The 21,602-nt window shown below is 40.1% G+C and carries 17 protein-coding genes; 10 read left to right on the forward strand and 7 right to left on the reverse strand.

The features are described 5' to 3' along the window. Positions 1 to 93 precede the first annotated feature (93 nt). From ABXZ32_RS09230 to ABXZ32_RS09260, 7 genes are all read left to right on the forward strand, one after another. Positions 94 to 252, forward strand: coding sequence for a hypothetical protein (locus ABXZ32_RS09230; protein ID WP_354618388.1), 159 nt, complete (start codon positions 94 to 96; stop codon positions 250 to 252). A gap of 256 nt (positions 253 to 508) precedes the next feature. Then, positions 509 to 2,899 (forward strand): penicillin acylase family protein, encoded by a 2,391-nt coding sequence (locus ABXZ32_RS09235; protein ID WP_354618389.1) that lies wholly within the window; start codon positions 509 to 511, stop codon positions 2,897 to 2,899. 155 nt (positions 2,900 to 3,054) lie between these two features. Continuing rightward, positions 3,055 to 3,915: a mechanosensitive ion channel family protein gene (locus ABXZ32_RS09240; protein ID WP_354618390.1), complete on the forward strand. Its 861-nt coding sequence runs from the start codon at positions 3,055 to 3,057 to the stop codon at positions 3,913 to 3,915. A gap of 31 nt (positions 3,916 to 3,946) precedes the next feature. Beyond that, positions 3,947 to 4,834 (forward strand): dienelactone hydrolase family protein, encoded by an 888-nt coding sequence (locus ABXZ32_RS09245; protein ID WP_354618391.1) that lies wholly within the window; start codon positions 3,947 to 3,949, stop codon positions 4,832 to 4,834. 125 nt (positions 4,835 to 4,959) lie between these two features. After that, positions 4,960 to 5,454 (forward strand): CIA30 family protein, encoded by a 495-nt coding sequence (locus ABXZ32_RS09250; protein ID WP_354618392.1) that lies wholly within the window; start codon positions 4,960 to 4,962, stop codon positions 5,452 to 5,454. Positions 5,455 to 5,748: 294 nt separating this feature from the next. Continuing rightward, entirely contained in the window at positions 5,749 to 8,298 is a 2,550-nt protein-coding gene (locus ABXZ32_RS09255) for a phosphoenolpyruvate carboxylase (RefSeq protein ID WP_354618393.1), read from the forward strand. A gap of 346 nt (positions 8,299 to 8,644) precedes the next feature. Beyond that, positions 8,645 to 10,705, forward strand: a complete 2,061-nt coding sequence (locus tag ABXZ32_RS09260; protein ID WP_354618394.1) for a response regulator — start codon at positions 8,645 to 8,647, stop codon at positions 10,703 to 10,705. A 3-nt stretch (positions 10,706 to 10,708) separates the two neighbouring features. Here ABXZ32_RS09260 and ABXZ32_RS09265 read toward each other — a convergent pair whose 3' ends face one another. From ABXZ32_RS09265 to ABXZ32_RS09275, 3 genes are all read right to left on the reverse strand, one after another. Then, positions 10,709 to 11,887, reverse strand: a complete 1,179-nt coding sequence (locus ABXZ32_RS09265) for an acyl-CoA dehydrogenase family protein (RefSeq protein ID WP_354618395.1) — start codon at positions 11,885 to 11,887, stop codon at positions 10,709 to 10,711. An 87-nt stretch (positions 11,888 to 11,974) separates the two neighbouring features. Then, positions 11,975 to 13,078: an aromatic ring-hydroxylating oxygenase subunit alpha gene (locus ABXZ32_RS09270; RefSeq protein WP_354618396.1), complete on the reverse strand. Its 1,104-nt coding sequence runs from the start codon at positions 13,076 to 13,078 to the stop codon at positions 11,975 to 11,977. A gap of 100 nt (positions 13,079 to 13,178) precedes the next feature. After that, positions 13,179 to 13,301, reverse strand: a complete 123-nt coding sequence (locus ABXZ32_RS09275) for a hypothetical protein (RefSeq protein WP_354618397.1) — start codon at positions 13,299 to 13,301, stop codon at positions 13,179 to 13,181. Between the two features lie 51 nt (positions 13,302 to 13,352). On the opposite strand from ABXZ32_RS09275, the gene ABXZ32_RS09280 reads away from it, so the two are divergent. Then, positions 13,353 to 13,499, forward strand: a complete 147-nt coding sequence (locus ABXZ32_RS09280; protein WP_354618398.1) for a hypothetical protein — start codon at positions 13,353 to 13,355, stop codon at positions 13,497 to 13,499. On the opposite strand, the gene ABXZ32_RS09285 is transcribed toward ABXZ32_RS09280, so the two are convergent. From ABXZ32_RS09285 to ABXZ32_RS09300, 4 genes are all read right to left on the reverse strand, one after another. Next, positions 13,489 to 14,202 (reverse strand): tRNA1(Val) (adenine(37)-N6)-methyltransferase, encoded by a 714-nt coding sequence (locus ABXZ32_RS09285; RefSeq protein ID WP_354618399.1) that lies wholly within the window; start codon positions 14,200 to 14,202, stop codon positions 13,489 to 13,491. The two genes, ABXZ32_RS09280 and ABXZ32_RS09285, sit on opposite strands and share 11 nt — an antisense overlap. 239 nt (positions 14,203 to 14,441) lie before the next feature. After that, the gene (locus ABXZ32_RS09290; protein ID WP_354618400.1) at positions 14,442 to 15,029 is read right to left on the reverse strand and encodes an SET domain-containing protein; all 588 of its coding nucleotides are present in this window, start codon (positions 15,027 to 15,029) and stop codon (positions 14,442 to 14,444) included. A gap of 114 nt (positions 15,030 to 15,143) precedes the next feature. Then, positions 15,144 to 15,671, reverse strand: a complete 528-nt coding sequence (rimM, locus tag ABXZ32_RS09295; protein WP_354618401.1) for a ribosome maturation factor RimM — start codon at positions 15,669 to 15,671, stop codon at positions 15,144 to 15,146. A 15-nt stretch (positions 15,672 to 15,686) separates the two neighbouring features. After that, complete coding sequence (locus ABXZ32_RS09300; RefSeq protein WP_062056238.1) at positions 15,687 to 16,241, reverse strand: 30S ribosomal protein S16; 555 nt, start codon at positions 16,239 to 16,241, stop codon at positions 15,687 to 15,689. 270 nt (positions 16,242 to 16,511) lie between these two features. Here ABXZ32_RS09300 and ABXZ32_RS09305 point away from each other — a divergent pair, with 270 nt between their 5' ends. Both ABXZ32_RS09305 and dnaE read left to right on the forward strand, forming a co-directional pair. After that, complete coding sequence (locus tag ABXZ32_RS09305) at positions 16,512 to 16,979, forward strand: ferritin-like domain-containing protein (protein WP_354618402.1); 468 nt, start codon at positions 16,512 to 16,514, stop codon at positions 16,977 to 16,979. Positions 16,980 to 17,134: 155 nt separating this feature from the next. Then, the gene (gene dnaE / locus ABXZ32_RS09310) at positions 17,135 to 21,520 is read left to right on the forward strand and encodes a DNA polymerase III subunit alpha (RefSeq protein WP_354618403.1); all 4,386 of its coding nucleotides are present in this window, start codon (positions 17,135 to 17,137) and stop codon (positions 21,518 to 21,520) included. Positions 21,521 to 21,602: the final 82 nt, after the last annotated feature.

The raw sequence follows: 21,602 nt of genomic DNA on the forward strand, positions 1-21,602 counted from the left end.
TCTGCAGGAATCCCACAAACAATAGAAATTTTACTACATTTATGGGAATGCCAGAGGTATTGTACGAAACCAGATGCCGCGAATTAAATACACATGAGTAAGACCAGAATCATAGGAATTGTCCTATTAATCATAGGTATTTGCCTTTTTTATGCGCTTAACAGCACTAATTGGAGTTTGCTGGGTGCAGCATTGATAGGATTTGGTGTTGGAATTATTCTTATTGGAAAAATTGGGTCTTTTAAAAAATAGTCTTTCTTAGGACCCGGAAGTAGTGTGCAAAGTGGTGTTTATTAAATGGTTACCAATTATACTTTAAAAAGTTTATTGCCAGATAACCAAAAGTATAAGCATTGAATTATTTAAGGAACTCGACCTGAAAAAATACAAGGGGAATAAATGGGATCTTTACATGCCATATGTGTTTTAGGTTTGGAAAATTAAGTAACTTTAAGAGGTAATGGTCTACCCATTAAATTAAGAGCCAAACCAATTCCAAGTTATACATATGAGAACCTTTTTATTTCTTTTAATTACGCTCCTCTTTTTTTCATGTACCTCCTCTGATCACGATAAATTAATTGTTCCGGGTCTCAAAGAACCTGTAGAATTGGTCAGGGATGAATGGGGCATCAATCACATTTATGCCAATAACCAGCACGATCTGTTTTTTGCCCAAGGGTATGCAGCAGCCAAGGACCGCCTTTTCCAATTTGAGATTTGGAGACGACAAGCCACAGGGACTGTCGCAGAAATATTAGGTGAGAGGGAACTGAAACGTGATATTGGGACCCGCCTCTTCAAATATCGTGGGGATATGACGCAAGAAATGAACCATTATCACAACGATGGGACAGAGATTATTACCGCCTATACCAATGGGGTGAATGCCTACATTGAAGAAATTCTGAAAACACCAGAGCAGTTGCCTGTGGAATTTAAAATTCTAAACATAAGACCCGGAAAATGGACCCCAGATGTCGTTATTTCCAGACACCAAGGCCTTTTGGGGAATATTGAAGAAGAGTTACAGATTGGTCGGGCCGTTGCCAAACTAGGGTCGGCCACAGTAAAGGATCTTTCTTGGTTCCACCCCAAGGATCCACTTATAGATTTAGATCCCGCTATGGATAAAGAACTTCTTTTTCAGGATATTCTGGAGCTCTATAAAGCCTACAGAAAACCTGTTGCCTTTCAAGAAAGTGATGTGCAAGAGGCTTATAAAAGTATGGCTTATGAAACGGCAATGCTAACCCCCAAAATGGCAAAGGAAGATCCCCGTTCCATTGGGAGCAACAATTGGGTGGTGAGCGGAAAGTTAATGGCAGACGGGAACACCTATATGGCCAATGATCCCCATAGGACCATCGCAGTGCCTTCTTTGAGGTATATGACCCATTTGGTTGCGCCTGGGTGGAATGTAATAGGAGGGGGAGAGCCAGAAATTCCAGGGATATCCATCGGACACAACGAATATGGCTCATGGGGCCTTACGGTTTTTGAAACCGATGGAGAGGACCTGTACGTCTATGAATTAAATCCGGAAAACCCCAACCAGTACAAGTACAAAGGTCAATGGGAGGATATGGCCGTTATTTCCGAAACCATTAAAGTAAAGGGACAAAAAGAAGTAAAAATCGACCTAAAATATACCAGGCACGGGCCGGTAGTTTTTTCTGATGAGAATAAAAATACGGCCTATGCGGTACGCTGTGCATGGTTGGAGCCTGGAGGATCACCTTATTTGGCCTCCTTGCGAATGGACCAGGCCAAAACATGGGAGGAATTTAAAGAAGCCTGTAATTACAGCCATATTCCAGGAGAGAACATGATTTGGGCCGATAAAAAAGGAAATATCGGGTGGCAGGCCGTGGGAATTGCCCCAATCCGAAACAATTTTAGCGGCATGGTCCCTGTGCCCGGGGATGGGCGTTATGAATGGGATGGATATTTGCCCATCGATCAAAAGCCAAACGCCCTAAATCCAGCCAACGGTTTTATCGCAACAGCCAACCAAAGTGTAACGCCCGATAATTATGAACATTGGAATGCCATAGGTTTTTCTTGGGCCGATCCATACAGGGGGGATAGGGTAAATGAAGTATTGGCATCAGGAACCAATATGACTATGGAAGATATGAAGAACTTACAGGTAGACTACCTTTCTATCCCAGCCAGAACCTTGGTGCCCTTGCTGGCCGTTTTACCAATAGGAGGGAAAACTAAGGAAGCAAGGGATAAACTTCTACAGTGGGATTACAGGTTGGAAGCCTCATCTGTTGAAGCTGCCATTTATGTGGCTTTCGAAAACGAACTTAGAAAACTTGCCAATGAATCCTTTATTCCCATGGGAGGGGAGGGACTGATTGATAATATTCAGATGAAAAAGGTGGTCGATTGGGTGGTGAATCCGGATAGCAGGTTTGGTGGCAATCCCGTTTCAGGGAGAAATTTATTTCTCCTTAAGGCCTTTAACGAAGGAATTGCTTATTTAGAGACGACCTTAGGGGATGATATGGCGCAATGGCAATATGGACATGAAAAATTTAAACATACATATATGGCCCATGCCCTAGGCGGTGTGGTCAATGAGGAAATAAAAGCAAAGTTAGATCTCGGTCCCCTTCCAAGAGGCGGCAACTCGTTTACCCCTGGATCTACTGGGGCAAATAATAGGCAGAGTAGTGGAGCTTCCTTTAGGATGATTGTCAATACCGGAGATTGGGATGGGGCCCTTGCCACGAACGGTCCCGGGCAATCTGGGGATCCTGAAAGCCCTTTCTATCGAAATTTGTTTGAGCCATGGGCCAAGGATCAGTATTTTCCTGTTTTTTATTCAAGGAGTAAAATTGATTCCGTGGCCGTAAGCAAAACGAGTTTGGAGCCTTCCGATAAATAAGGAATTCAGGACAATTAATCAAAATTAATTAAGCGTAGTGTTTTTTAAGCGCTACTAATTAATACAGGATCTCGTTTGTTAATTTCCTATATTTATATGTAGCATAACCTGTCGTTCACATTAATATAATTATCAGGCTTTATCAGAAAAACTAAATGGAGACTATCAATAAAATTTTGGAATTTGAAATATTTACAATTGGGGATTTCACCGTAAAAGTTTCCAAACTGGTCACTATTTTTTTGATCTTGGTAATTGCGAGAATAATCCTATGGGTCATTAAAAAAGGACTCGCTCGAAAATCCAAGTTGAATAAATTGGACCATGGGAGCAGTTATGCCCTTTACCAGATGATGAAATATATCATTTGGATTCTAGCAATAGCCTTTATGTTGGAAAACATTGGGGTTAAGGTGACCATTCTATTGGCGGGCTCAGCTGCCTTGCTAGTGGGCATTGGGCTAGGGTTACAACAAACTTTCAATGATATTTTGTCCGGTATTATTCTACTCTCCGAACGCTCCATTAAAGTAGATGATGTATTGGAGGTAGACGGGGATGTAGTTATGATTCAGAGTATCGGGTTGCGAACTTCAAAGGCCCTGAATAGGGATGATATTTCCATTATCCTACCCAATTCCCTGATCACGAACAGTAAGGTGATCAATTGGAGCCATCAATCTGATAAATCCAGATTCAGAATTGATGTTGGGGTGGCTTACGGAAGCGATGTGGATCTTGTGATAAAAATTTTAGAAGAAAGTGCTTTTGAGCACCCCGATGTGTATGCCAGGGAATTGGTAGAGGCAAGATTGATGAATTTTGGGAACTCGTCCTTGGATTTCCAATTGTTGTTTTTTAGCCAGAGCATATTCAGGATAGGGAAGGCTAAGAGCGATATCCGAAGAATTATCAATAGAAAGTTCCACGAGAATAATATTACAATCCCCTTTCCTCAAATGGATGTATACCTCAAATCCAATCCTCCCGTTTCTACAGGGTTGGACCAAGGATGAATAAACGAATTAATATTAAAAAAGTAAGGATATGAAAAAGTTGACAAAAGCGGATATCAATCAAGAGGTCTTTGATCTTTATGATGATTATGCCCATAATAAAATTGAAAGAAGGCAATTTATGGAGAAGTTGTCGCTTTATGCAGTAGGCGGAATAACCATACCTTCTCTTCTCAGTTTTATGATGCCAAATTATATCGATTCTATTTTGGTAAAGCCAAATGACCCAAGAATCCAGTCGGACTACATCACCTATAATTCTCCTAAGGGTGGGGGCGAAATCAAAGGCTTGTTGTCCAAGCCCACAGGTTCAAAGGAAAAATTACCAGGGATTATCGTAGTTCATGAGAATAGGGGCCTCAACCCATATATTGAAGATGTAGGCCGAAGGGCAGCTTTGGAGGGATTTATCACCCTAGCTCCAGATGCCTTGTCACCATTGGGAGGTTATCCTGGCAATGATGATGACGGCAGGGCAATGCAAAGGGAGCGGGACCGAAATGAGATGTTGGAGGACTTTATTGCGGCCTATGAGTATTTAATTTCCCGTGATGATTGCAATGGCAAAGTAGGGGTGGTCGGATTTTGTTTTGGAGGGTGGATCGCCAATATGATGGCAGTAAAAGTTCCTTCCCTTTCAGCAGCAGTGCCTTTTTATGGAGGACAACCTTCCGATGAAGAGGCGGCCATGATAAGTGCCCCATTGATGCTTCAATTTGCAGGATTGGACGAAAGGGTCAATGCCGGATGGCCTGCCTATGAGAAAGTGTTGAAGGAAAACAAAATTGAACATGTCGCCTATTTCTATCCCGAAGTGAACCATGGTTTTCACAACAATACCACTCCCAGATATGATGAAGCGGCCGCAAATTTGGCTTGGGAAAGGACCATTGATTTTTTTAAGGATAAGCTCAAATAAGCTAGTGGGGTTGTGGAAATGTTCGGAGAACATTAACCAGACAAGCTATTTCCTGAGCGTTAACAATGGTAATATTCGATGATAGATATATGGTACATACGTTAATAGTTTTAGTTCAATTGTTTATGATAAGTCCAATTGTAATTTTTAATTTCAATACAAATAGCAACCTTTCCCAATGGACCGTTTTGGATGATGTAGTTATGGGTGGTCGGTCATCTAGTAAAATTTATCTCAATTCAGAAGGTCACGGTGTTTTTGAAGGTCATGTTTCACTGGAAAATAATGGCGGATTCTCTTCGGTACGCTATCAAATGAATCCTATAAGTGTTAAGGGATATTCCAAATGCGTGATCCGCCTTAAAGGAGACGGCAAGAATTATCAGTTTAGAATCAAATCCAAGAGTGAGGATTACTATAGTTACATTGCCAAATTCAGTACTACTGGCCAATGGCAAACCTTGGAAATAAATATGGAGGATATGTCGCCATGGTTCAGGGGCAGAAGGCTAGATATGCCAAATTATCCTGCAATTACCATAGAATCCATCAGTTTTCTTATCGGTAATAAAAAAGAAGAAGATTTTAAGTTGTTATTAGATTCAATAGAAGTACAATAAGAAGTTATCCATTAAAAAAGGGCCTTTATCTTAATGACAAAGGCCCTTTTACGAGAACACTATATGAAAATGAAAAAATTAACTCTATAACTAATACATGGTAAATATATTTCCATCCTAAGAAGTAGAGAAATTATAGTTGTGAAGTGCGTTAGTTTTGTGGTGTCCCAGTACAATTTTGTTATTTGCCATCATTTTCATATCCTATTCTAGAATAATCACGATATTTATCAGTCAAAATTTATTTTCCATCCTGATGGAAAAAATCAATGCTCAATTTATAATAAAGTAGGTATGCCAAAATTGGAACGAATAGAAGAGTTTAGGAAATCGGTCAATAATAAATTCAATATATACAACAGTCTATTTCTCAGTTTACCCTATAGAAATATAGAGAATGTAGGGATGTTGATTCCTTTGTTGATGCATCAAGCTGATGAGGGACTTAAATCGGGTAAAAATCCATTGGAGATCCTAGATGCTTTTTTTCAGAACTATGCAAAAATAGAATCGGAAAAGGAAAGGATCGATTTTATGTTCAGTATTATTCAATATGTGGAACGCCAAGTGGTTTTATACGATAGTGTGGAAGATGCCGCTTTTCCAAAGCTACAGGAGCATAGTAATTCATTGACGATAAAGGATTACGCCCAAATGGTGGAAAAAAATAAAAGTTGGGACGAAATATCTGAAAAATTGTCAACTTTTAGTGCGCGAATAGTATTGACTGCCCACCCTACACAGTTTTATACCCCGGCCGTTTTGGATATTATGGACAACCTCAGATCATTGATCGTGGATAATAAGATCAATGAGATAGATGTTACCCTTCAGCAGTTGGGACTTACCTCCTTATTAAATGCCAAAAAGCCAACTCCTTTGGTAGAGGCGAAAAATATCATCCATATATTAAGGAATGTGTATTACAATGCCATAGGCGAACTATATTCCTATATAAAGGAACATATACAAAAGGAAGACTTTAATAACCATAACATAATGAAGTTGGGATTCTGGCCTGGGGGAGATAGGGATGGTAACCCTTTTGTAACGGCTTCCATGACCAACCAGGTAGCTGATGAACTTAGGACTACCTTAATGAAATGCTATTACCATGACATAAAGGCTCTGCAACAAAAATTGAGTTTCTCAGATTTGCAGGAGCTGCTCAACGAGTTGAGGGATAAGCTATATGTTACCATGTTCAATGTTAAAAAGGTAATGGGGTATGAAGAAATCATCGGGCCGCTTTTACAAATTCGGGAAATATTAATCAGGGAGTACAATTCATTGTACCTAAAGGATTTGGATCAGCTTATCGATAAGGTCAAAATATTCAAAACACATTTCGCGACCTTGGATATAAGGCAGGACCATAGTGTTCATAAGAATACCGTAGAAGCTATTTTAAAGCAACAAGGAGTCATCACGGAAAACCTGGAAGAGTTGAGTGAAGCTGAACTTGTAGATAACTTATTGCACAAAAATTTTAAACTGCAACATGAGAATTTTGAGGATGATCTTGTGAGGGATACCATAGAGAATATAGCCCAATTAAAAAATATCCAAAGTAAAAATGGGGAGGAAGGTTGCAATAGGTACGCGATAAGCAATTCCGAGGATATCTATTCCGTACTTTTCGTTTATGGGCTATTAAGATGGTGCGGGGATTGGGAAGAAGGTAAAATACCTTTCGATATTGTGCCCTTGTTTGAAACCATGAATGGAATGGCGACCTCAGAAAATACTATGAACGGGGTGTTCGATTTGCCTGAATATAAGGCCCATGTTAGATTTAGGGATAATAAACAGACCATCATGCTTGGCTTTTCTGACGGTACCAAAGATGGAGGCTATGTAAAGGCCAACTGGTCTATCTTTAAAACCAAGGAAAATTTATCGGCCGTTTGCGGACAAAGGGATATTAAGGCTATATTTTTTGACGGTCGTGGTGGACCACCGGCGCGTGGAGGCGGGAAAACGCATCGTTTTTATGCTGCACAAACCAAGAATATTGCCAATAATGAAATCCAGCTGACCATTCAAGGTCAGACCATTACCAGCAACTATGGGACAAAGGACCTATTTATGCACAACTGTGAACAATTGCTCACCGCAGGTCTGTCCAATGATCTGTTTGGGAAAGAAAACTCTATATCCAAAGAGATGAGGCAATTGATGGAGGAATTGTCTGAGCTTAGTTTTGCCAAATATGACGCCCTTAAACACCACGATAAGTTTATGCCCTACTTGGAGGAAAAAAGCACCTTAAAGTATTATAACAAAGCCAACATAGGGAGTAGACCTGGGAAAAGAGGGAACAAGGCGAAACTGGAACTAACCGATCTTAGAGCCATATCCTTTGTGGGCTCATGGAGCCAATTAAAACAAAATGTACCTGGATATTTTGGTATAGGTACTGCTATAAAAATCTTAAAGGATAAAGGGCAACTTAATGAGATGAAAAGACTCTTTCAGGAAGTTCCTTTTTTCAAGGCACTTATGCTGAACAGTATGATGGCATTATCTAAATGTTATTTTGAGCTGACAAGTTATATGAAGGATGATAAGGAATATGGCGAATTTTGGAATATACTATATGATGAGTATTTGCTGTCTAAAGAAATGCTTCTTTTGATTTCTGATTTCAAGATACTAATGGAAGAAGAGGCCGTATCAAGGGAATCAATAAAAATTAGGGAAGCTATCGTGTTGCCATTATTGGTAATTCAACAATATGCACTTCAAAAAATTGGTCAAGGATCAGACCATTTAGAATTGTATGAGAAGATAGTGACAAGGTCCCTGTATGGAAACATTAATGCAAGTAGAAACTCGGCATAATAGAGTAGCATAAATTCCTGTACGTTCTTCATTAAAAGTGGGGGAAGAAAAACTATGTTTTTCCTTCCCCCACTTTTTTTGTATTAAATACATTTAATAATAACACAATTCATAATTAAGTACTGCGTTATTATAATTCAGTTTTAGGAAAGATAGGAATTCTTCTGACATACAAATATGTGTATTTTACAACAAAACCCTTATAATTTGCAATATTTAGTGTGTAATTGAAGTTTAATGCGTTATGTTTATGTAATCAATTACTTACAGATAGTTTTAGTTTTAGTGGCAAAAATAAAATTAGTAATGATTTTTTACCCTTAGTTCCCCCTAATAGTAGTAAAATATGTCATTTAAATTTTCGAAGAAAGAATTAATATATCCCCTTTTGGTTTTTATGACCTTGATGGTTGTTGTCGTGGCTTTATGGAACAAAACCCTGAAGACACAAGAATCATTATTGCAAAATGAGATTCAAACTTCCGGCCATCTTAGATCACAAGAATTTTATCATTCCATTGATAACAATATAAAGGCGTTGGAGAATCTTAAGCAGCGCATTGAAATGACCAATGGAGGTTACTTTCAGTATTGGGAAGAGGATGCACAACTAATTTTAGATCAAAATCCTTCTTTTAAATTTGTGGAGTGGATAGACAGTTCCATGGTCATTAGAAAGATTACCCCTTTAAAAGGTAATGAAGCAGTTGTAGGACTAGACATTTCAAAATTATATAGGGCAGATGAATGGAGGGAACATAGCCAGAACAGCAAAACCAATATCACTTCGTGGGTCAGTTTGACCCAAGGCGGAAATGCGTTTTTGGTAGATGTACCCGTTTATTTTGAAGGAAGACTTCAAGGTACCATTACTGCTGGTATGGATTTTACCAATCCGTTCAATCAATTGGCTACGGATTTGGATGCCTATGCCGTTGAAATCAAAGATGAGACAGGAACAACGTTTTATGCTTATAATGATCCTAAAGCATCAGAGTTCGATAATAGGTATTTATACAGCACTTCCTTTATGGTCGATACCCTTGATTTGCAAAGATGGAGTTTCACTCTTATGCCAAAGCAAGTTGATATGTTGGCAGACAGGAAGGAAACTATGTTCATAGCGTTTGTCTTTGGTATGTTGTTGTCTGTACTGACCAGTTCGCTTATGTATTTTTACAGGGCATCCCGAACCGAAAACAAACGGTATAAGGAATCCATTTTAAAACTTAGGAAATTAAATAAAGATCTTAAAAAAGAGCAATTAAAGGCCCATAAAGCCAATAGGGCGAAAACGGAATTTGTGTCGAATATGAGCCATGAGATCAGGACGCCTTTAAATGCTATTTTAGGTTTTATAGAGGTGTTAAAAGCATCCAACATACAGAAATCTCTAAAGGAATATCTCTCTTTAATGGATATATCATCTAAAAAATTGTTGCTTTTGGTTGATGATATTTTGGAGATAGACAAGATTGAATCCGGGAAAAGTACATTTAAAAATGAACCTTTTTCGCCTTCTGATGAAATCGCCAATATCATTAGCATCTATAAACCAAGTATAGAGCAAAAAGGTCTCTATCTTCATTTGGATGCACCAGAAAGTAATATTTGTGGAATTGGTGATATGGGGAAATTTGGACAGATCATTACCAACCTCTTACGGAACTCCTTGAAATTCACAGAAAATGGCGGTATCCATATAGCTTACCGGGAACGAGTATCTGAAAACCATCTTTTGGTAGATCTAGTGATCAAGGATACCGGAATTGGGATACCTAAAAATAAAATGAAAACCATTTTTGATCGGTTCACCCAGGTAGACTCAGGCATCACCAAAAAACATGAAGGCAGTGGCCTTGGACTCTATATTACCTATCATTTGGTTAAATTGATGGGTGGCCATATTGAAGTGGAAAGTTCTAGGAATAACGGTACGGAGTTTCAAGTTAAGCTACAATTCCCCTTAGTGCAATGCAAACAGGAAGAACAAAAGGTAATAGACCTAACCTCTGACAAGGATGTAGATTTAGAGAGTGCTTCAGTTTTGATAGTAGATGATAATAAGATCAACGTCATTGTTCTTAAAAAAGCATTGGAAACAATGGGAATAAAAGCCCAATGGGTTTCCGATGGGGAACAGGCCGTGGAAGAGGTACAAAAAAATATGTACGACTTGGTGTTTATGGACATTCACATGCCCGTAATGGATGGTTTGGAGGCTACCAAGGTGATCAGAGAGACCAACAAGGATCTCGTGATCATGGGCTTTTCTGCCGATGTTACACGCGAGACGATAGAAGCTGCCTTAGAAGTAGGAATGAACGATTATTTTACCAAACCTATCTCCATGGACAAATTGCGTCAACATTTATCCACATATCTAGTCAACTCAAAAGTATCCTAATAATTACTGAAAAGCCTGAATTCCCGTGATGTCCGCTCCAGTAATAAGAAGATGAATATCATGGGTGCCTTCATAAGTGATTACACTTTCCAGGTTCATCATGTGTCTCATAATACTGTATTCGCCGGAAATTCCCATTCCCCCTAATATCTGTCTTGCTTCGCGGGCTATTTTTATTGCCATTTCCACATTATTGCGCTTGGCCATAGAAATTTGAGCAGTTGTAGCTTTTCCTTGATTTTTCAATTGTCCCAATCTAAAGGCCAATAATTGTGCCTTAGTGATTTCAGTGATCATCTCAGCCAATTTCTTCTGCTGTAATTGTGTGGCTGCAATGGGCTTGCCAAATTGAATGCGCTCTTTGGCATATCTAAGGGCCGTATCGTAACAGTCCATAGCAGCTCCAATGGCGCCCCAAGCAATTCCATAACGTGCAGAATCCAAACAACCTAGGGGAGCCCCAAGACCGTTTTTGCCAGGTAATAGATTTTCTTTTGGAACTTTAACATTGTCAAAAATAAGTTCTCCGGTCGCCGAAGCCCTTAAAGACCATTTGTTATGGGTTTCTGGGGTAGTAAAACCTTCCATACCACGTTCAACGATTAGACCGTGAATTCGTCCTTCTTCATTTTTTGCCCATACCACTGCAATATCCGCAAAGGGAGAATTGGAGATCCATAGCTTGGCACCGTTCAAAAGATAATGGTCGCCCATATCCTTAAATTTGGTTTCCATACCTCCAGGGTTAGAACCATGGTTGGGCTCGGTAAGTCCAAAACAGCCCATAAACTCACCAGTTGCCAATTTAGGCAGGTATTTTTTTCGCTGTTCCTCAGTTCCATAGGTATATATAGGATACATCACCAGGGAAGATTGCACGGAAGCTGTAGATCTAACACCGCTATCTCCTCTTTCAATTTCCTGCATAATAAGACCATAACTAATCTGATCCAGACCTGCGCCTCCATATTCATGAGGAATATAAGGCCCAAAAGCACCAATTTCTGCCAGGCCGCCAATGATCTGTTTTGGGAACTCCGCTTTTTGTGCGTATTCTTCTATAATCGGAGATACATCTCGCTTTACCCATTGTCGGGCAGCATCGCGCACCAATTTATGTTCTTCTGATAATAGATCATCTAGATTGTAATAATCGGGAGCTTCAAACAAATCTGGCTTCATATAGGCTTTTATTTGTCTCAAAGATAATTAAAAGGAATATAACATAACAAGGCTCCGGTGTTACATTATTTGTTTCCCAGTGTTTATTTAGGATACTTGTTTATTGTCATTTAGAAATCTTGCCAATAGGCGGTGGAAATGATGAACGCCTTTTTCCCTAGTAGGTGAAAAACGCCCTGCTTGATAGAATTTTGAGCATACTCCTTTTTGGACGCCTTCTACCACCTCTTCATCCTCCAATTCTACCTTGTCCAACCCAGAACCGGCTCCTTTGTCCAATTTATTTTCGTCATATACGTAGGAATAAAATGAAACTTTCGTACGCTTTAATCCCAATGGGTGAACTATGTTCACCGAGAGACCCCAGGGGTAGAAATTAAACATCATATTGGGAAAGACCCAGAAGTAATAGGCCGCAATGTCCTTTCCGTGGTCGATATGGTTTTCCGGAAATTCAAAGATTTCTTCAGAACCTTGGGAATATCCTATTTGTAGGTTTACATGATCAAATAACAATGTATCGTAATTGCTATAATCTAATACCTCGTTTAGGTCATTATGGACAAAAGGAATGTGAAAGCCTTCCAAAAAGTTATCGCAATAAAGTGCCCAATGTGCATTGATCATATATTCTTTGGAGCGGCTTTCATCTAATTTAAACTTATTCAAGGGTAAAAACCCTATTCGCTCATTCATGGTTTCCAAAACTGGATCAATATCAAATGCTGGGTTAAGGCCCATAAACAAAAAAGGGCCCCAATGCCGCAATGGGAACTTATGAAGGTTGTCACAGGGCTTAGGAAAATCTTTGGTCTCTTTAAATTCGGGCATATGTTCCATGGTGCCGTCCAACTGAAATCTTCGTCCATGATAACCACAAATTAATTTTTTTGCTTTCGAATTTTCGGGCACCACCAAATTCCCTCTATGTGTACAAACATTGGTAAGGCAATGAATAGTATTCTCCTGGTCCTTTGTTAGTACTACAGGTTCAGTCAAATAACCATCCAAAAGTGTAAAAGGATATTGCTGTTGAGGTAGAGCCACTAAATTTTCGTGTCCGATCCATTGCCAAGATTTATAAAATATAGCATGTTTAATAGCTTCAAAAATATCTATGTCTCTATAAAAGGATGCAGGTAAAGTAGTTGCCTTGGATATATCCGAATCAATATTGAATTTCTGCATCATGATAAATTTAATTGTTCCTTGGAATGGTGTTTCCTTTCAAATTTAATTAATAATTCGTGATACATTTATTAATAAGGCTGAAGCTCTGGTTAAAAATAAATTAGGTTTCTGGACGACCGCCTCTTTGGAAATTGGTCATATGATAGGTGCCTGTGTTTTCTAATGCCTTCAGCATTGGCAGCATATGGGTAAGGATGGCACTTTTCTGCTTGTGATGCTTCAATTTTGACCAATTTTTGGAGTGATACATTATCGAATGGGCAAAGAAAGAAGAATGTCGGAACCCAAACTGCAGAAGTCGACTTATAAAAAGTACGATGTGCCTATTTTGGGACAAATCGCGGCTCCCGGAACGGTAGAGGGAGGCATGCCTACTTGTTTGGCAAGACCATTAAGCAGACGCTTATATGTTACATTTTAAGGTAGAAATTTTTGGTGAGCTCAATATATTCATCAGTGTACTCATGGCGTTCTTTCTCTATGGTCAATTCGCTTATGTTCATATGATTTTTAGAGAAACTAAATTCCAATAGACTGCGCTTTATATCCGCGGTTGGGTTTCCTTTTACCCGCGTGACCCTATTGGGAAAAAGATTGAAACTAGAGGCAATTTTTATGAAGGTTTCTTCTTCTTTAAATGGAATGATCGTAGAGAACACCCCTTCATCCTCCAGTAATTTGCTGACGCCATCCAGTAATTCTTCAAAGGGTAAAGAGCTGTTTTGGCGGGCCATATCACGGGCCTCATTGCCACTCGGAACCTCTTCACTATAAAAAGGAGGGTTGGAAATTATCAGATCATACTTTTCATCCAATTCATCTACAAATTCATCCAAACCTGCGTGATAACAATAAAGTCGATCTGCCCAGGGAGAACGTTCAAAGTTTTCTACACTCTGTTCATAGGCGTCCCCGTCAATTTCAATGGCATCAATCATATCGGCATCGCTGCGTTGGGCCAACATTAAAGCAATAAGTCCAGTACCCGAACCGATATCCAAAATAGCGAAAGGCCTTTTGTCAATACTGCTCCATGCCCCAAGAAGAACGCCATCGGTACCTATCTTCATAGCGCATTGATCTTGGTGTACAGAGAATTGTTTAAACTGAAAGGGTTTACTCATATAATTGGTGCTTGCCCTAGCCTAAAAGAGCTTCTTTTATGGCTTGGAGTGGTAATGTTCTGATTTAAAAAGGGAACTATTTAAACTTGTTTTCACCGCAAAGATAAGGAACAGCGCAGTGCTAAAATATGATAATTGTCGCTCTTTCAAACCGAGATTTGTGCTGTTTCCTAAGGCAAAATGATTCAATGGGGCTTTATGCTTATATCGCTAAAGCTAAAAATGGTTTTCCTTTGCAATCATTTTCCATTGTAGTAGTTATTTTTAATGGAGTCCATTTGGATTTTACCATCGGCAATGGCAGTTACTTTCGTCCATAGCTTGGGAGAAATCAGGGGTTGCAAAGGTTGGTCTATCATTGGGATCTTATGGAAGACCTCAATCAGTTTTTTGTCCCAGGTTTTATAGTATTTCAAGAGATCATCAGGATAGACTACCTTTCTTTCGGTGCCCTCGTCTGCGGCCTCAAATGGTTCTGGGATATTTAGATACCCATAATCATCCGTCAGCTGTTCCCCAACATGAATGTCTCTAATAGCGACCTCAAAATCATATGCGGTGGTTAGGCAATTGGAATTAAAACTATGGTTCACATAACGCGCATTGTCCCAGCACAGAATATATTTCCCTTGGTTGTCCCTAAAAGTATAGGTGTCCAATATGGATTGATATAAGGGGTCCATAGCCTTTAACTGATCTTGCGTAAATTCCCTATCCAATTTATCCAAAACCCAAGTAATGGTACCCGCTGGAATAAATTCGGTTGCTACTACGCCATAGCCTATTTCATTATTGATGAACCTGAGTTCTGTTTTAGGATGAATCATTAGATGATAACAATTAGCCCATTAAAGGTAGTATAAAAGTAGTTGGATTTTGCTAATATTTTACAAGTGCAATCGGGGATATTGTAAAATGTATTTAGAGGGAATGGAATAGTATTAGCCTAAATAAAGATCTACCAAGCCTTCTGGGGTGGTCACGTGAATGGTCTTTGTGTCTCGGTCTACCTTAGTGATGATCTCGTCATTAATAGGAATGAGCAGTTCTTTGTTGTCCTTTTTCGCAATGAACAGGGCTTGGGAAGTAGAATCGTTCACACCTTGTATGATTCCTATGTCCCCATGAACGTGATCTTCTAAACGGAATCCAATGATGTCGTGGTAATAAAATTTATTTCCGGTAAGTTTGGGAAGGAACTTTAAGGGAAGGTAAAGTTCAGATCCCATTATATTATCTGCTGCGGACTCATCCTGAACCTCTTCAAACCGGATACGGAGAAGACTGGATTTGTGGAGTACACATTTATCAATAAAAAATGGAACCAGATTGTTTCCTAAAGAAACGAATACTGATTCCATGTTTTCGTAAATTTCGGGTTCATCAGCATCAATTTTCACCAATACTTCGCCCTTGTAGCTGTATTTTGAAACGATTTTACCTAGGTAGAAACACTCTTCCTTTGTCATCGTTCTATCTTTAGCTTATTTTTCTTCTGTAGCAGCTTCGTCAGAAGCAGGAGCAGCAGTTTCTTCTGCAGCTGGTTCAGTAGCTTCTTCTTCAGCAACCTCTTCAACTTCTGGAGCAAGAGCAGCAGCAGCTTCAGCAGCACGCTTATCACTTACAGCTTTTTCAGCTTCTAAAGCCTTAGCTTTAGCTTCTTCTTTAGCTTTATCCAAGCCACCAACTTTATTAGTAACGATTTCTTCTTTTTGAGCCAACCAAGCGTTGAATTTTTCTTCAGCTTGTTCTTCGGTCAATGCACCTTTACGAACACCACCAGCCAAATGATTTTTTAGAAGAGCTCCTTTGTAAGAAAGGATTCTACCAGCTGTTTCAGTTGGTTGTGCACCATTCTGTAACCAGGTTACAGCGCTGTCTACATTAAGTTCAATTGTTGCAGGGTTGGTGTTTGGGTTATAGATTCCCAATTTTTCCAAATACTTACCATCTCTTTTCGCGCGAGAATCCGCAGCTACTACCCAATAGAATGGTTTTCCTTTTTTACCGTGTCTTTGTAATCTAATTTTTACTGGCATATCACATTAATTTGTAGGGTGCCCGACCCTTGATTATTAATTCTTTTGTTCGCTAGGTCTGTCCTAAGCGGGTGCAAATATAATATTTCTTTTTATGTGGTTATCAAGAAATTGAACTAAAATTCAATTTTGGGGACAAATCTCTTAACATGCTTTAAGAAATCTTGTTAAAGTTGGGCTAAACCTATGACTATACTTGGATAAGTGTCCATATCTTTTAACTTGATAGAAGTGATAACGAAAGTCGTTGACACATTTTAATAACCTTAAATGAAGAGAGATAATATGAAGTATTCAGAAAAAATTTCAAACCGATTAAATGATTTATTGGAAAAGACATACGATGCCGAGAAGGGATTTAAGTTGGCCCAAGATAAAATAGATGATTCAACCACCAAAAAATTCCTCAATGACCGGGCAGAGCAGCGCGCAGCATTCGGGCACGAGTTAAAGAGGGAAATAACGCAATATGGCGAAATACAAGACACTGATGGAAGTGTTAAGGGAGACATGCATAGGGCATGGATGAACTTAAAGTCCGCAGTGGCCTCAAATGAAAATGAAAAAATCTTGGAAGAAGTGGAGCGTGGAGAAAAAGCCAGTCTCGAGGAGTATAATGAAATTATTAAAGATGAAGACATGGTTTTGCCGCCATCCACAAAAAGTACGCTGATGCGTCAAAGGGATGCAATTGAATCCTCCTTGACCGTGGCCAATATTCATGAGCATATGGCATAGGAATAAAGAATAATATTTGAATAATAATAAAAACCAGATGGGGACATCTGGTTTTTGCATTTTATGACGTTGATAACTCCTGATAAATCCCCTTTTTACCTAAGCTGTATTTCCGTAAATTTACGACTTCAATTCCCATTAGATAAACCCGCACTATGTACCTTATTTTTGATACGGAAACCACCGGATTGCCCAAGCGATGGAACGCACCAATAACCGATACGGATAACTGGCCGCGTTGTATACAGATAGCGTGGCAATTGCATGATGAGATGGGGAACCTGGTGGAGCATCAGGATTATTTGGTTAGACCAGATGGTTTTAATATTCCTTATGATGCCGAACAGATACATGGGATATCCACGGAATTGGCGCAGGAAAAAGGTATCTCTCTGGCGGAAGTATTGGAGAAATTCAATATCGCGATGTCCAAAACAAAGTTTATTGTTGGGCAAAATGTAGGTTTTGACCTTAACATCATGGGGGCGGAATTTCATAGATTACAAGTGGAAAACCCATTACAGGAACTCCCGGTCCTTGATACCTGTACAGAACATACGGCCAAATTATGTCAAATACCCGGAGGTAGGGGAGGAAAATTTAAGTTGCCTACCCTTACGGAACTTCATCAATATCTTTTTGGCGAGCCTTTTGGAGAAGCCCATAATGCAACTGCTGATGTGGAAGCTACCACACGTTGTTTCTTGGAATTGCTGCGCAGGCAGGAATATACCTTGGAGCAATTGGATGTGCCTGCCAATTATTTTAAAGATTTCTCGGAGGCGAACCCTAAGGAGATACAACTTTTAGGCCTGAAGCATATCAACCTCAAAAAAGCTTCAAAGAAAATTGCGGACCAATTGGGCCTCAATGAAACGGTTGAAATATCCAAGGAGGAAATAAAGGAAAATATTGCAGTTCTTTCGGACACTGAATTTGTGCACCTGCACAACCATTCCCAGTTCTCGGTCCTTCAATCTACCATCTCTATTGCCGATCTTGTGCGATCTGCGGCAGATAACAATATGCCTGCTGTAGCCCTTACGGATCATGCCAATATGATGGGGGCCTTTCATTTTGTAAAAGAGGTAAAGGCCCAAAATGCAAAAGCCAAGGCCAAGAATGCTGAAGCCTTGGAAAAAGGGGAGTCGGCGCTGGAAAGGGAAATGAAACCCATTTTAGGGTGTGAATTTTTTGTTTGTGAGGATCATAAAAATAAAAATGTAAAAGACTACGGATACCAGATCGTGCTCTTGGCGAAAAACAAGAACGGGTACCACAATCTTTCAAAAATGTCCTCCATCGCCTATACCGAGGGGTTCTACTACGTTCCCCGTATCGATAAAAAGGTCATAGAGCAGTACAAAGAGGATATCATTGTGCTAACTGGTAACCTATATGGAGAAGTTCCCTCCAAGGTGTTGAACGTCGGAGAGAATCAAGCAGAGGAGGCCTTGGTATGGTGGAAGGAGCAATTTGGCGATGATCTTTATATGGAAATTATGCGCCATGGCCAAGAAGATGAGGATAGGGTGAACCAAGTATTGGTAGAGCTGGCCAGAAAACATCAGGTCAAAATGGTTGCTACCAACAATACCTATTATTGCGCCAAAGAAGATGCAGATGCCCATGATGTTTTGTTGTGCGTAAAGGACGGTGAAAAACAGGCGACACCCATAGGTCGCGGTAGGGGCTATAGATACGGCCTCCCTAATCAGGAGTACTATTTTAAGTCGTCCAACGAAATGAAGGAAATCTTCAAGGATCTGCCGGAGACCATTTTGAACATACAGGAAGTAGTCAATAAAATAGAGTCCTATGAATTGGCCAGGGATGTTCTTTTGCCCAAGTTCAGTATTCCAGATGAATTTAAAATGGCCGAGGACGAGGCTGATGGGGGCAATAGGGGTGAAAATGCCTATTTGCGTCATATCACTTATGAAGGTGCCAAAAAAAGATACCCGGAAATAACGGATGTCATTCGGGAAAGGATAGATTTTGAGTTGCAGACCATAGAGAATTCTGGGTATCCAGGATATTTCCTGATTACGGAAGATTTTATCCGTGAGGCAAGGAATATGGATGTTTCTGTAGGGCCCGGTCGTGGATCTGCAGCAGGATCTGTGGTTGCCTACTGCCTTACCATTACCAATATTGACCCATTAAAGTACGATCTGCTTTTTGAGCGTTTCCTAAATCCAGACAGGGTGTCCATGCCCGATATTGATATCGATTTTGATGATGAGGGTCGTGGGCGAGTGATGGACTATGTAATCAATAAATATGGTGCCAACCAAGTGGCCCAGATCATCACCTATGGTACCATGGCGGCAAAGTCCTCTATTCGTGATACCGCAAGGGTGTTGGATCTACCATTAATGGATGCCGATAGGATTTCCAAGCTAATACCTACGATGTCTAAGTTGAGCAAGATATTTGGGGTGAGCGAGGCCGATCTGAAAAAGAAATTTAGGGCAGAAGAACTGGAGAAGGTTCATGAGCTTTTGAACATTGCCGAGGGGGATGATCTGGAGGCACAGACCCTGAAAATGGCCCGAATCCTTGAAGGATCTGTACGAAATACCGGAATCCATGCCTGTGGGGTGATCATTACTCCTGATGATATTACAAAGTTCGTGCCTGTGGCCACTGCCAAAGACTCGGATCTTTATGTGACGCAATTTGACAACTCTGTGGTAGAAAGTGCAGGATTGTTGAAGATGGATTTCTTGGGACTGAAGACTTTGACCCTGATCAAGGATACCGTAAAAATCGTAAAGGCCAAGCATGGGATAACGTTGGTCCCTGATGATTTTCCTTTGGATGATGAAAAGACCTATGAGCTTTTCCAAAGAGGGGATACGGTAGGGGTTTTCCAATATGAATCTGTGGGAATGCAGAAACATATGAAAGACCTGAAGCCAACGGTTTTTGATGACCTTATTGCCATGAACGCCCTGTACAGACCTGGGCCAATGGAATATATCCCCAGTTTTATTGCCCGTAAACACGGAAGGGAAGAGATCACCTATGATCTGGCGGATATGGAGGAATACCTGAAGGAAACTTACGGTATTACTGTTTACCAAGAGCAGGTGATGTTATTGTCTCAAAAATTGGCGGGATTCTCCAAAGGTGATGCGGATGTACTGCGAAAGGCAATGGGTAAAAAGATCTTTGCCCTACTTGAAAAGTTGAAACCACAGTTTTTGGACGGTGGTGAAAAGAAAGGCCATCCTAGGGATGTTCTTGAAAAAATTTGGAAAGACTGGGAGGCATTTGCTTCTTATGCCTTTAATAAGAGTCACTCTACTTGTTATGCCTATATAGCCTATCAAACGGCCTATTTAAAGGCGCATTACCCTGCAGAATATATGGCGGCGGTACTGTCCAACAACATGAACGACATTAAGCAGGTGACCTTCTTTATGGAGGAGTGTAAACGAATGGGCTTGGAAGTATTGGGCCCAGATGTGAACGAGTCCTACTACAAGTTTGCAGTGAACGACCAAAATGCAGTGCGTTTTGGGATGGGAGCCATCAAAGGGGTGGGTCGTGGTGCTGTGGAAACCATTGTAGAGAATAGAAAAGAGGAAGGCAGGTTTAAATCGGTCTTTGACCTGACCAAACGTATAGATCTAAGGGCAGCCAATAAGAAAGCTTTTGAGAATCTTACACTCGCAGGGGGATTCGATTCTTTCGGGGACACCCATCGTGCCCAATATTTTCATGATGATGGGGACGGAATTACGTTTTTGGAGAAGGTCATAAAATATGGCGCCAAATTTCAAGAAAGCGAAAACTCTTCCCAAGTCAGTCTTTTCGGTGAAGCCAGTGAGGTACAGATACCTGAACCCGTAGTGCCGCCTTGTGAGGAATGGGGCACCATGGAAAAGCTGAGACGGGAAAAAGAGGTGGTCGGGATCTATATCTCCGGACACCCTTTGGACGATTTTAGGACCGAAATGAATTCGTTTTGCAATGCCACCATCTCCAATATACATCAGATGGAAGCCTTTGTGGGTAGGGAACTAGCCCTAGCAGGGGTAATATCAGATGTGCAGCACAGGATCTCTAAAAATGGAAAAGGCTGGGCCTCCTTTATTTTGGAGGATTATACAGATTCCTATGAGTTTCGAATATTTGGGGAGGAATACCTTAAATACAGGCACTTTTTAATGATCAATTCCTTTGCTTTTTTTAAGTTGTATGTTAAGGAAGGTTGGACCAATAGGGATACCGGAAAGAAAGGTGATCCACGGTTGCAGTATAACACGGTAATGATGCTTCAGGATGTTATGGAGACCTACGCCCGTAAACTGACCATCAAACTGGATATAGGACAACTGAAAGAACAGCAGATCTATGACTTGAAGGATACACTGGTATCCCATCAGGGGAGTCATCCTTTGAGCTTTGTAGTCTATGAAATGGAAGAGGAGATCAAGGTAAGTTTAAACTGTAGAAAGCAAAAAGTACAGATATCAACCGAACTATTGCTGGAGTTGGAAAGTAAGGAAGTGCATTACAGGTTGAATTAATGGCATTTGGGATATTTTATCATATAAACTTTACTTATCTTACAATAGGTAAAACGAATATAACGTTAGTAAGGAAAACGTT

The sequence above is a fragment of the Sediminicola luteus genome (assembly GCF_040566555.1).
Taxonomy (GTDB): domain Bacteria; phylum Bacteroidota; class Bacteroidia; order Flavobacteriales; family Flavobacteriaceae; genus Sediminicola.